Source organism: Comamonas sp. HJ-2, assembly GCF_053615495.1.
Window position 1 is genome coordinate 19,678 of record NZ_JBSIFD010000011.1, and the last position, 12,505, is coordinate 32,182.

At 61.3% G+C, this 12,505-nt stretch carries 11 protein-coding genes; 6 read left to right on the top strand and 5 right to left on the bottom strand.

Going from position 1 to position 12,505, the window contains the following annotated elements; all coding sequences use genetic code 11:
• Nucleotides 1-34: 34 nt before the first annotated feature.
• Nucleotides 35-1,744 carry a ShlB/FhaC/HecB family hemolysin secretion/activation protein gene (locus ACWGXF_RS10245; RefSeq protein ID WP_452101880.1) on the bottom strand — a complete coding sequence of 570 codons (1,710 nt, stop codon included), beginning with the start codon at nt 1,742-1,744 and terminating at the stop codon, nt 35-37.
• A 132-nt stretch (nt 1,745-1,876) separates the two neighbouring features.
• Nucleotides 1,877-3,406: a collagen-like triple helix repeat-containing protein gene (locus ACWGXF_RS10250; RefSeq protein WP_452101881.1), complete on the bottom strand. Its 1,530-nt coding sequence runs from the start codon at nt 3,404-3,406 to the stop codon at nt 1,877-1,879.
• 299 nt (nt 3,407-3,705) lie between these two features.
• On the opposite strand from ACWGXF_RS10250, the gene ACWGXF_RS10255 reads away from it, so the two are divergent.
• On the top strand, nt 3,706-4,902 hold the full coding sequence (locus ACWGXF_RS10255) for an aminotransferase-like domain-containing protein (protein ID WP_452101882.1): 1,197 nt from the start codon (nt 3,706-3,708) through the stop codon (nt 4,900-4,902).
• Nucleotides 4,899-5,120, top strand: coding sequence for a SlyX family protein (locus tag ACWGXF_RS10260; protein ID WP_003063015.1), 222 nt, complete (start codon nt 4,899-4,901; stop codon nt 5,118-5,120). Before ACWGXF_RS10255 ends, ACWGXF_RS10260 begins: the two co-directional genes overlap by 4 nt.
• A 125-nt stretch (nt 5,121-5,245) precedes the next feature.
• Here ACWGXF_RS10260 and ACWGXF_RS10265 read toward each other — a convergent pair whose 3' ends face one another.
• From ACWGXF_RS10265 to ACWGXF_RS10275, 3 genes are all read right to left on the bottom strand, one after another.
• Entirely contained in the window at nt 5,246-5,389 is a 144-nt protein-coding gene (locus tag ACWGXF_RS10265) for a DUF3149 domain-containing protein (RefSeq protein ID WP_012837967.1), read from the bottom strand.
• A 217-nt stretch (nt 5,390-5,606) separates the two neighbouring features.
• A complete protein-coding gene (locus ACWGXF_RS10270; RefSeq protein ID WP_256630272.1) occupies nt 5,607-7,034 on the bottom strand; it encodes a M20 family metallopeptidase in 1,428 nt (475 codons plus the stop codon).
• 90 nt (nt 7,035-7,124) lie between these two features.
• Nucleotides 7,125-8,150, bottom strand: coding sequence for a tripartite tricarboxylate transporter substrate-binding protein (locus tag ACWGXF_RS10275; protein WP_256630273.1), 1,026 nt, complete (start codon nt 8,148-8,150; stop codon nt 7,125-7,127).
• 685 nt (nt 8,151-8,835) lie between these two features.
• On the opposite strand from ACWGXF_RS10275, the gene ACWGXF_RS10280 reads away from it, so the two are divergent.
• The 4 genes from ACWGXF_RS10280 to ACWGXF_RS10295 all read left to right on the top strand — a co-directional run bounded on the left by ACWGXF_RS10280 (nt 8,836) and on the right by ACWGXF_RS10295 (nt 12,476).
• Nucleotides 8,836-9,738 carry a glutamate ABC transporter substrate-binding protein gene (locus tag ACWGXF_RS10280; RefSeq protein ID WP_034377483.1) on the top strand — a complete coding sequence of 301 codons (903 nt, stop codon included), beginning with the start codon at nt 8,836-8,838 and terminating at the stop codon, nt 9,736-9,738.
• 3 nt (nt 9,739-9,741) lie between these two features.
• Nucleotides 9,742-10,404, top strand: a complete 663-nt coding sequence (locus ACWGXF_RS10285) for an amino acid ABC transporter permease (protein WP_003063004.1) — start codon at nt 9,742-9,744, stop codon at nt 10,402-10,404.
• Entirely contained in the window at nt 10,401-11,201 is an 801-nt protein-coding gene (locus ACWGXF_RS10290; protein WP_034351869.1) for an amino acid ABC transporter permease, read from the top strand. The genes ACWGXF_RS10285 and ACWGXF_RS10290 overlap by 4 nt, the downstream gene beginning before the upstream one ends.
• A gap of 267 nt (nt 11,202-11,468) precedes the next feature.
• Nucleotides 11,469-12,476 carry a LysR family transcriptional regulator gene (locus tag ACWGXF_RS10295; protein ID WP_054074035.1) on the top strand — a complete coding sequence of 336 codons (1,008 nt, stop codon included), beginning with the start codon at nt 11,469-11,471 and terminating at the stop codon, nt 12,474-12,476.
• The last annotated feature ends 29 nt before the right edge of the window (nt 12,477-12,505 follow it).

The following is a 12,505-nucleotide window of genomic DNA, read 5'->3' on the forward strand; positions in this document are numbered from 1 at the left end:
TACACAGCGGCTCGGCGGGCGGAACAGCGGCGAGTCAGGGATCCAGGTTGTAGCTCAATACAAGGCTGTAGCGCAGTTCCCTATCGGGATTGTTGACAGAGCGATCGCCCAGCGGCTTGCTCATGGCAAGGTCCAGTGCGTAGTGGCGGCTGTCGGACAGGCGCAGCCCCAGGCTGGCAGAGCGCAGCGTATTGCCTTTGACACCGCTGGTCTGCTGATGCGTGCGTGCCCATTCGTAGAGCAGATAGGGCTCAGCCGACTTGATCCAGGCCTGGTTGATGAGGAACTGGTAGTTGAGTTCGGCACTGGCACCCATGCCGGAGTCGCCCGAGAACTCGCCAGCCTGATAGCCGCGGCCGAAGCGGGTGGAGCCAAAGGAGATTTTCTCCGGGATGGGAAGAATGTCGGCACTGTATTGCCCGCCCACGGCAAAAGCGGCGCCCATCTTGTTCGCGAAGCGATGGCGCTGTGCATAGTCGGCGGTGATGCGCGTGAAGTCCAGCTTGGCAGGGTTTTCAAGCTTTTGCAGCAAGCCCTGCCGATAGTAGAGGTCCAGATTCTTGTAGGCCCCCAGGCTGTCCAGGCCGTGGGCCAGCAGGACCGACGCCGAACGGGTGGTGGTCTTGCCAAAGGACGCCCAGGCCATTTGCGCATAGAGCGTGCGAACCTTTTCCTCGCGCAGCAGGGAGGCCTGGCTATCGGCCAGTTCACGGCTGTAATTGATGGCATACAGACCCGCCGTGGTGCTGAGCTGGGTGGTATTGCTCAAGATCCATGGGTGGCTGATATTGAAGTCCAGCTTGCGTTGCTGTGTCAGGTCATCAATGCCGGGAATGCGCGTTGCCGGCGGGTTGAAGCTGCGGTAGTCGGAATAGCTGACACGTGCCTGCGTGCCCTCGGGCGTTAGCTGCTGAGTGAAACCGATGCTGCCGAAACGCTCCTTGTCGGGGTTTTGCAACATCGCCGAAGCCTGAAGCTGGCTGCCTGACCACAGAGGGTCGTTCAGGGTGAGGGAGGCAATGATGCGCGGCGTGGGCTTGCGCGCCTCGCCCCCGACGGTGACGGCAATGGGCTTGTGCTTGGATTTGATGACCAGGGGCACTGCACCATCGGTGGTGGTCGGCAGATTGGCCGACGCGGTGATCTGCACTCCTGGAAGGCGTGCCATCAGCTGGGTCTGGTGCTGAAAGGTTTTGGTGGTCAAAGGCCTCTCATTGAGCAGCGGCTGGGCAATTTCGCGTATCTGGTCCTCGGAGCGACCGAAATTTCCCTCCAGATTCAAGCTCTGCACATAGCCTTCGACCACGATGACCTGCACCGCGCCATTGGCAAAGTCCTGCGGAGGAAGGTAGGCAAAAGACAGGGCGTAGCCATGGCGTTGATACAGCTCGCTGACCTTCTGGGTCGCGGCATTGAGCTCGCCCACCGTATGCGTGCCATTGATGAAGGGCGTGAAAAGCGCGCTGACCTCTTCGAAAGGAATCGCCGTGCTTCCCTGCACATTGACGCCACGTACTGCGACCCGGAGGTTGATGAGATCCTGAAGACTTGGCTGGGGCTTGTCTATCTGCACCGGTACCTGCCTGGGCTGCTGTTGCAGATTCCTTGTCGATTCGGGTGTCTGGGGCAGGCTGTTGAGCGGATTGCCGCCCTGCTGTGACCAGGCCAGAGGAGCCCAGGCCGCAAGTGCCAGTGCCTGAATCCTGAGGCCGATGCGGCCCTGTGGTTTTGCTTTTGACTGCAAAAGTCCCTCCTGTTCTATTTTTATGACTCTCATTGTTCCCTACATCCCCAGAACTGGGTATGGGGCTGTCGTAAAAAAGCCCGCCTGCGGGCGGGCCAGGCTCAAGCGGTGCACAGACCACCGCCGTTCGCCTTATTTGCTGGTGGCTACCGCTCCACCGCCCAGGCCGAGCGCCAGATTGCCGCCCAGCAGTCCACCCAGCAGGCCGCCCGAGGTGCTTGCACCACCTGCTGCTCCTGCGCCTGCAGCGACATTGGTCACGCCGCCAAGTACACCGCCCACAAGGCCTGTGACTGCGCCAACGGTGTTGCCGACCAGGCCTGTCACCGCAGTGCCGGCATTGCCACTGCCTCCTGCTGGAGCGCCTGCCGATCCCGTGACACCGCCGACAAGCCCTGTGACGCCGCCCAACACGCCTCCGACCAGATTGCCTGTTCCTGCGACAGGGCTACCGGCATTGCCGCCACCGCTTGCTCCACCGGTCACGCCACCGACCAGGCCCGTGACGCCGCCCAGCACGCCGCCGACAATATTGCCTGCTCCACCAGCGGAGCCGCCTGCGCCGCCCGTGACATTGCCGAGCACGCCACCGAGCAGGCCGCCGCTAGGTGTGCCGGGGCCAGTCACCACGCCGCCCAGGCCGGCCACGGTCTGGCCGACGCCCGAGACCACACCGCCCAGCGGAGCAACAACGGGAACTCCGGTGCTGGTGACGGAAGCTCCCACATGATTGACGACTCCGCCCACGGTACCCAGCAAGCTGTTAACCGGCTGGCCGAGGCCAGTGGTCTGAACCAGATTCTGGGTGGTACCGAGCACGGTGCTCAATACCGGCGTGGCGACCTGGCTGACCTGAGTCGTAAGACCCGAGACCAGCGGGTTGCCGGTCAGCTTTGCCACCGTGCCCTCGACGCCGGAAACGGTGGTGCCCAGGATTTGCACCGTGCCGCCCGCCAGGCCCGCCACATCGCCGACCACGCCAAGCTGAGGAGTGTCCAGCGCACTGACCGTCTTGCCTGCCGAAGTGACCGCAGCGCCCAGATAGCCGACAGCAGGAGCCACGCCTTGCAAGGTGGTGCCTATGGGGTCGGCCGTCTTGCCGATCTGGCCCAGGCCTGCGCTGACGCCGCTACCCACGCTGTTGACGGCATTGTTCACATTGCCAAGAATGCCGCCGGCCGGCTGGGCCACACCGCTCAGAGGAGTGCCGTTGGTGGCCGTGCCCAGAGTGGAGGTCACGATGTTGTTGACGTCGCTGATGACGCCGCTTGTTCCAGAGAGCGTTCCAGTGACATCCGCCACGGTGTCGCGCACCGGCGTGAGCGGAGTGCTTGCCACAGGCGGGTTGCCCGTGCCGCCATCACCGCCACCGGTGTTGCCACCACCAGTACCGCCGCCTGTGCCTCCACCTGTTCCACCGCCAGTTCCACCTCCGGTACCGCCACCAGTGCCACCGCCGGTGCCCCCACCAGTGCCGCCTCCGGCAACAACATCTCCACCGCCGGTGCCGTCGGGTCCGAGGTCGCTGCGCAGAGAGCCACTGGAGCCACAGGCAGCCAGACTGGCAACCAAGGCTACGGCACACAGGCTGCGTAGGCTCAACGGGGTCTTGCCGTCAATGGCAACAGACAGTGCCTTGCCGGTAAAAGTAGTAGTACGCATAAATCCTCCATCCCAAAAACAAGTGAAAAAATCCGTCAAATACGCGGTCCGTTGATCGGTAGGCGTATGTTCTTGTCAGAGCCTTGGCGCTGTCCAATTCAAAGTTTGAGACACGAAGTTATGCGCAATTAACAATTGCTATCAACTTTAGAGGTTTGGTAGGAGTTTGATTACTTGCAGCATGGAATAGCGCCTACATAAAAGCCACTTCCTGTCTCTGGGGCGATTCGCACGCCACAATGGGCATCTGCCGCTCAAGCAGCGACGAGATTCCCGTAGCGCTTTAACCAAGAAAACGTATGCAATTTGCCAAACGACTCGATCACGTAGAAACCTCTGCGATCCGCGAACTCTTCAAGCTGCTGGGCAAGCCAGGCATCATCAGCTTTGCGGGCGGCTTTCCGGACAGCGCCATGTTTGACGTAGCGGGCATCAGCGCTGCCTCCGCGGCAGCCCTGCAGCAGGAGGCGGGAGCCGCATTGCAGTACGGTGCGACAGAGGGTTACCAGCCGCTGCGCGAGCAACTGTCGTCCTTTATGGCTGGCAAGGGCGTGCCCGATGTGGCGCCCGATCAACTCATCGTCACCACCGGCAGCCAGCAGGCACTGGACTTGCTGGGCAAGACCATGGTGGGAGAGGGTGACAAGGTCATCGTCGAAGGCCCCACTTTCCTGGCCACGATTCAGTGTTTCCGCCTCTATGGCGCAGAGGTGATCTCCGCCCCTGTGGACGAGCATGGCGTGAAGACCGACGAACTGGAAAAGCTGATTGCCGAGCACAAGCCCAAGCTGGTCTATCTGATCCCGACCTTCGGCAATCCCAGTGGTGCCATGCTGAGCCTGGAACGCCGCAAAAAGGTGCTGGAGCTGGCCGTCAAGTACCAGACTCTGGTGGTAGAAGATGACCCCTACGGCGATCTGTACTTTAATGAAGCGCCTCCTGCCAGCCTGCTGTCGCTGACGCGCGAAGTTCCTGGCAGCCGAGAGTGGCTGGCTCACTGCGGTTCGTTGTCCAAGGTGCTCAGCCCCGGTCTGCGTATCGGCTGGCTGATTGCACATCCCGAATTGCTTGCTCGCGCCGTGATGTGCAAGCAGTTCAGCGATGCCCATACCAGCACCTTTGCCCAGGCCACTGCAGCCCAGTATCTGAAGTCCGGCGCCATGCCCAAGACCCTGGCCCATGTGCGCGAGGTCTATGCCAAGCGTGCCGAGACCATGGGCGATGCGCTGCGCGAGCAACTGGGCGATGCCGTCGAGTTCGTGCAGCCTGCCGGCGGCCTGTTCATGTGGGTGCGCCTGACGGGCGCGCGTGGCCAATTGGCGGATGCGGCCGTGTTGGCCAAGAAGGCCATTGAAGAGGGCGTGGCCTTTGTACCGGGCGCTCCGTTCTATGCACAGAACCCCGATACGGCGACCTTCCGCCTCTCGTTTGCCACGGCTGACGAGGACAAGATTCGCGCAGGCATTGCTCGTCTTGCCAAGGCGCTGAAGTCATGAGCGACAGTCACGAAGCCTTGCAAGAGCGAATCATGGAGCTGGAGATCAAGGCCAGCTACACCGAGGATTTGCTCGAGCAACTCAATATGACGATCTACCGCCAGCAGCAGCAGATCGATCTGTTGATCAACGAGGTGAGGGAACTCAAGCGCCAAGCGCCAGAAGGCGGGGGCGCGATGGTGCGCAATCTGCGCGACGAGTTGCCGCCGCATTACTGAGCACGCTGGGCGATGCGGTCAAGAAAAAGGCCGGAGTGAAAGCTCCGGCCTTTTTTGCACTCGAACCGCACCATATCGCCAGCAACCCAAGGCAGTACATGCGCAGCGTGCTATGAAGTCTGGATTTACTCCAATGGGGTGCTGGCAACGTTCTTCATCTTGCCAAGAAAGAGGCGGGTAAAGAAAGCGGCCATGACGATGATCAGCAAAATCACGGCCAGGCTCATCAGTCCGTAGTCGGTTGAAAAGAGATCGATCATCAGCTTCATGGTGCCTCCCTGTTGAGTTTCCGCAGTCTTGCGGCATGTCTCACTATGGCCGCTCGGCCTGGCCGGGGGCTTGTGCTGCATCAAGCTTTGACCGCAGCCGCTTTGAGGCAGAGCAAGCATGGCGCGCATGGCGAATCCTCAATCCTGGCGGGCGCTTTCAGGGGCTTTTGCTTTGAGGTTGCCGAAATTCCTTTCAGAGGAGGGAGGCGTTGCCAACTTACTTTCGCAAAAAGGGCAGAGCTACCTCTGCAGGAATGGGGCAGACATAGGGCTTGCCCTCGCGGCGTTGCAGTAGTTCTTCCTTGGCGCGTTCCAGCAACTCGGGCTGGGCGAACAGCTCCATGGCGGTGGCTGTCAGAATTTTTGCGGCGTGCACCATGCCGGTGTGAGCCAGGCCGGACTGCCCCTGCGACACCATCTGCCAGGAGTGCAGCGGTGTGCCAAAAGCATAGCAGGCCACCCAGGCCTGAACCGTGGGCGTGATCCAGCTCACATCGGCCACGTCGGTGGAGCCGAACATAATGTCTTTGGCGTTCGGGTCGTAGGGCGTCAGACCTTCAAAAATGGCCGGCACCTTGCCGCGCAGCACGCTGGCCAAAGGGCGGCTGACGGCATCGACATCGTTTTTGTCCAGCGTGGCCTGGAACCGGCCGGCAACAGCATGTGCCTGTGCATCGGCTTGCAACTGTCCCAGTGCCTGCATCTGCGCATGCATCACGCTGTTCAGCGTGCTGTTTTGCAGCAGATTGGAACAGGCCTTGTCGAAGATGATTTCGAGCTTGCAGTCCGTCATCAGTGCGGCGCCACGCGCCACGTTCTGAACGCGCTCATAGAGTTCGGCGGCTTCGTGGTTGCGTGCTGCCCGCACCAGATACAGCACTTCGGCGCGCGCCTGCACGACATTGGGCGACAGACCACCGCTATCGGTGACGGCGTAGTGCACGCGGGCGTCCGAGGGCATGTGCTCGCGCAAATAGTTCACCCCCACGTTCATGAGCTCCACTGCATCCAAGGCGCTGCGGCCCAGGTGGGGCGAGTGCGCGGCATGCGATGCCTTGCCATGGAAGACAAACTTTGCCTGAATATTGGCCAGCGTGCTTTGGCTGAACAGACCGGTGTAGCTGGCTGGGTGCCAGGTCAGTGCTGCATCCACATCATCGAACACGCCGGCGCGGGCCATGAAGGTCTTGCCGGAGCCGCCTTCCTCGGCCGGACAGCCGTAATAGCGCACGCGTCCGCTCGTGCCGGTGCTTTTCAGGTGCTGCTGCAGCGCAATAGCGGCAAAGTGCGCAGAAGTTCCCAGTAGATGGTGGCCGCAGCCGTGGCCGGCCAGACCGGGGCTGTCGGTGGACGGGGTGCAAACCAGAGCACCGCTTTGCTGGTTCAGGCCTGACAGGGCGTCGTATTCACCCAGCAAGGCAATGACCGGGCCTGCATCGCCCCATTCGGCCATGAAGGCGGTGGGAATGTCTGCTACATCGCGGGTGATTCGAAAGCCAGCCTGCTGCAGCGCATCGATGTGCAGCTGGGCCGAAGCGTTCTCGGCATAGCGCAGCTCGGCCAGAGACCAGATCTGGTCGGCCAATGCCGTCATGCGCGGTGTCTCGCGTTGAAAAAAATCCTGCAGGGCGCTCATCGCTTGCATGGCAAAAGGGTCCTTGAGCTGTGGTGAAGAAGATAGGGCATGAAGAAGCAACCGGCCGGCTGCAGCGAGTGCCGGCTGCAGGGCGGGCTCTTATTCGGGCTTGACGCCGGCCTTGTCGAGCAGGGCCTTGTTGCGCTTGAGTTCGGCGGCGATCTGGGCCGGGAACAGGGAGGGCGCTGCCTCGGTCGCCGTCGCGCCCAGATTCTTCAGATGCTTTTGCACCTCGGGCAGGTGGACTGCCTTGACAGCCGCATCCTGCAACTGCTTCACGATGGGAGCTGGTGTGTTGCTGGGGACGACCAGACCGAACCAGCTGATGCCCAGTTCGTTGAGTTCGTCGTAGCCCAGTTCCTTGAAGGTCGGCACATTGGGCAGGTCGGGTGAGCGGCCATGTGAGGCCACCACCACAGGCAGCAGCTTGCCGCCCTTGATCTGTGGCATTGCCGAGGGCAACTGGTCGGTCATGATCTGAACCATGCCGGCCAAGGCGTCATTGAGTGCAGGGCCGTTGCCGCGATAGGGCACGATCTGGATCTGGGTCTTCATGGTTTCGTTGAACGAGGCAACCATCAGATGTCCCAGCGTTCCCAGGCCCGGCACTCCGGCACTGTAGGTGCCGGGCTGGGCCTTGACCTTGGCGAGAAAGTCCTTGAAGTTGTTCACGCCCATCTTGGGGTGGGCCATATAGACCGAAGGCATGGTCACCAGATTGGCAACCGGCAGCAGCTTGCCTTCAATCTTGCTGGCGCGTTTGTAGAGCAGGGGGTTGATGGTGGCTGTGCTCACGGTAGCCATGCCAATGCTGTAGCCGTCTGGAGCTGCCTGGGCGATGGCCTCGCTGCCGATCAGTCCTCCTGCGCCGCCCTTGTTGTCCACGATCACCGGTTGCCCCAGCGTGGTGCGCATGCCTTCGGCAATCACGCGGGCCACGATGTCGGTGGAGCCGCCGGCGGCAAAAGGCACGATGAGCTTGACAGGCTTGCTTGGATAGGCGTCAGCAGCCAGCGCCTGCGGCGCAGCTAGGGTCCACAAGGAGCTGGCAATCGCCAGCGAGAGCAGGCCGACGCTGCGATTGAGGCCATTTGTGCAGCCGCGAGTGCGTGAAGAGATGGGCATGGAGGGCTCCTGAAAGATATCGGCCGATGCGTGCCTGCACCATCAGTGCTGTTCACGAACTTCTGCCGTCATGGGAATGAAATATAGAAATTCCGGAGCCTGGGCAGTACATGTTATTTGCTGCTAGCTATAAGCTTTGCCGATACCTTGGGTGCGCCTCTCTCTGTGGGGCTGGATGGCTTCTAGTAAAAACCCTTGTATTTCTCGCGATCATTGATCATGTTTGCCATGGACAGTGCCAGGGACAGAGATGCCGCTCAATATCGCTGGATCTGTTTAGGGGTCGTGTGTATTTGGTCACGCGCGGCGACAGCGAGGTTTTGACTTCTCAAGTTGATGGCTTGAAAGCTGCCGTCGAGGTGTTCTCAGCAGGTTGCCTTGGCGGTGTGATCTAGCGGCGGCAATATTGCCTTGCCTGCCGCAGGTGCTGCTTGGCCGGCTTGGCACCAGCAATCGCATCGAGCTTGAGTTCAGACTGTTCGCTAGTTGCCATAGCCGGACGCCGGCAGGGTCAGTCTCTCGAATGAGTGCTAGGCAAGGCCTGGGACTGTTGGCGGCGTCGTGCCCTGTTGGGGCACAAGGGCCGTATTGTGTGCACAATGGTGACTACGCTCGGACGAGCGGCTCGCGCATTCCAAATGCTGCTTTATATTGATTCGCGTCGCAGACCATCCAAGAAGACCGCATGTCGATCAAATCCATTCTGAAATCCACCGTGGTGGCACTGACGATCGTGACCGGTGGGTCGCTTTTCGCACAGGGCACTCCCATCAATGCAGCGGCCTATGACGCATTGGTTGCGCAAGGGCCTGTGGCCGATGCGGCGACCATCGCATCGAGCACCTGGGCCAGCAAGATCAAACAGGCTGGCACGCTGCGCCTCGGCAGCACGCAAACCTCGAATCTTTTCTCGCTGCTCAATGAGAAAGACGGCAAGATCCGCGGCTTTGACCTGGGTCTGGCCCAGCTCATCACTCGCTACATTCTGGGCGACGCCGCCAAGTACCAGTTCACGCAGGTGACCTCGTCCACGCGCGAGCAGGTGCTTGTCAATAATCAGGTGGACATGGTCTTCGCCACCTACTCCATCACTCCTGCTCGCGCCGAGAAGATCTCGTTTGCCGGCCCTTACTACACATCGCAGTCCGGCGTGCTGGTCAAGTCGAACAACAAGACGGTTCAGTCTTACAATGACCTGGGCGGCAAGAAGGTGGCCACGCAAGCGGGCTCCACGGGGCCTGCGATATTGGCCCAATATGCTCCCAAGGCTGTCGTGCAAGAGTTTCAGACACATCAGGAAGCCCTCGATGCACTGCGTCAGGGGCGCGTGGATGCCTACGTGACTGATTACACGCTGCTGCTCAACGCCCTGAGCCTTGGCACCAGCAACGCGCGGCTCGCGGGTGCGCCATTCGGCGCGCAGGACCCCTATGGAGTTGGACTGCCCAAGGGCTCGGACGGCGTAGCATTCATCAATGCCTTCCTGAAGAAGCTGGAGGCTGATGGTACCTGGGCCAAACTTTGGACTATCTCCATAGGGCAGCGTACCGGTAGCACGACTGTTCCGACGCCGCCTGCTCTGCCTTGAACAATGGGTGAGGTTTCCAGGCTCCTGGCCGATTATGGGCCTGCCTTCTGGCAGGCCCTCTTGCTGACATGGAAGCTCACGGTAGTGTCCTTTGTGCCCGGGGTCATGCTGGGTACGGTCGTCGCGGTGCTTAGGCTTATGCCATTGCCGCCGTTGCGCTTGGCACTGACCGTCTACGTCGAGATCTTCCGCAATATTCCCAGCGTAGCGCTGCTGATCTTCATCGTTTTCGCGCTACCCGATCTCAACATCGTGATCGACTATGAGCCCAGCGTGATACTGACGCTGACGCTGGTCTGCTCCGCATTCACGGCGGATTACCTGCGCTCGGGTATCAACACCATTCCCGGCAGCCAGATTGAGGCAGCACTCAGCCTGGGCATGCGGCCGCTGCAGATTGTTTCTGCCGTGGTCTTGCCGCAGGCACTGCGTTCGGTGGTGCAGCCGATGACTTCGCTGCTGATTGCATTGATGCTGTCGACCTCTCTGGCGTCGCAGTTGCCGTTTCCAGGCCGGGAGCTCACCGCGCTCGTATCCAAGATCGCCAACGACTCGGCGCTCGGCATTGCCGCGTTCGCAGTGGCTGCCACCATGTATGTGGTGACAGGCCTGCTCATCGCCTGGGCCGGCGCAGCTCTGGAAAAGAAAGTGCGGATACTGCGATGAGCCGCTCTCTGGAGGACATTCTGTTTGCTGCGCCGGGCCCCCAGGCCCGGGCCGTCACCAACGCGGTGAGCGCGATCGCCGCAGCCGTGCTGCTTTTGCTGGCGGTGGCCATCGTGTTCCGCTTCCATTCGGCAGGGCAGCTCGATGCCCCGTATTGGGAATTCTTTGCCTGGCCGACGACCTGGAGCTTTCTTGCCAAAGGTCTGCTCGGCACGCTGGCATCGTCGGCGATGGCCGCCGTCATTGCTCTGGCCCTCGGGCTGGTGCTGCTGCTGGGGCGGCTGTCGCGGCTGAGGCTGATGCGTTGGCCCAGCATTGCTGTCATCGAGTTCCTGCGCGGCACGCCGACGCTGCTGCTCATCTATGTTTGCTTTCTGGTGCTGCCATCGGTCGGTATCAAGCTGAGCACCTATTGGATGCTGACCTTGCCTATAGGCCTGAGTACCGCAGCCGTGGTTGCCGAGGTATACCGCGCGGGCGTGCTAGCCGTTCCGCGCGGCCAGACCGACGCCGCGCGAAGCCTGGGTTTGACCGAAGTCCAGGTCTTTTTCTTCGTCGTTTTTCCTCAGGCCCTTCGCTACATCGTTCCGGCACTGGTTGCGCAACTGGTCATCGTGGTCAAGGACACCACCTTCGGCTATGTCGTCACCTATGGTGAGCTCATGCAGAACGCCAAGGTGCTGATAGCAAACTACCATTCGCTGGTGCCTGTGTACCTGGTCGTGGCGGCGCTTTACTGCCTCGTGAACTATGCGATTTCAAAGGCGAGCCAGCGACTAGGTAGACCCATGCATTGATCGTTCTCGGGTGGTTCGCGGGCGGCTGGTACGGCGCTCTGTCATCCGCAGACGGGGCAATTGCATGACAATGCGGTGTCGCGGCGTTTCCTCCGACCGTTCAAGCGGGTGTGAATGCATAGTCGGATGCGTGCAAGCCATCCGAATCATGCATCACTTTGATGCTCGATGCGAGCGGCTCGCTCTCGAACACGGGCTGTGTTCGGTGCCGGCGTTGGCGAGAGGCTGGAACGAACTTTGTGGAAGCGATCGACATCCGTTGAAATCATGGCTGCTGACTCTTCTTTTTCTCAGATACAGGCCGGAGCAGGGGCTGCAAGCCCCGAGGGCCGCTTGCTCTTTTCCCGTATGGTCAAGCAGGTGCGGCTGCGTCAGTTGCAGCTTTTGCTGGCTTTGCAGCAATGCGGCTCGGTCATGCAGGCGGCAGTGGAGCTGAGCATGAGCCAGTCAGCGGCTACCCAGGCCCTGGCGGAGCTGGAGCGGGTGCTGGACATCAAGCTGTTCGAGCGCCATGCACGCGGCATGCGGCCCACAGTGGCAGGCCAGGCCTTGATCGATGCGGCACGCAGCATGCTGGTGGGATTGCAGGAAGTGTCCGAATCGCTGGCCTCCATCCGTCGCGGGGCTTCGGCAGCGTTACGCCTCGGGGCCATTCCGGCAGCTGCGCTTTCGGTGCTCTCACAGCTGCTGCCACGCTTTTACGAGGCACACCCGCAGGTCTATGTGGATGTGCATGAGGATGCCAGCGCCCCTTTGCTGTCGCAGCTCATGGCTTCCGGTCTCGATGTGGTGTTCTGTCGCCAGCCCCAGCTTTTGCCGGTGGAGTTTTCCTTCGAGCCGCTGCTGCTGGATGCTGCCGTGGTGATTGCGGATGCTGATCATCCGCTGGTCGGGCGGCGCGATGTGCCGCTGCCTGCCTTGAGGGGCGCACGCTGGGTGCTGCCGAGCTTCGGCATCGCAGTGCGCAATATCGTGGAGACCGAGGTGCTGCCCGTGCTGGAGGATGCCTCCTGGTTTCCGGCCTCCACGGTGTCCCTGCCCGTGCTCGAGGGCCTGCTCACCCAGCCTGGGGCCGTATCACTGGTGCCCCGCAGCATTCTGCCGGGACTGCGTTCCCAGGGGCGTGTGCGTGCGCTGGATGTGCGTATGGAGGGCGGTTTGCCGCCGTTGGGCGCGGTGTATCGCACAGACCATGCGCCAGCGCTGCTGCAGGAGATGCTCAGGCTCTGGCATCGGCTCGAGCTGCCTCATGCAGCAGTACCTGCGTCCGCATAGGCTGGCATCGGCAAGCAAGCTGAACACCC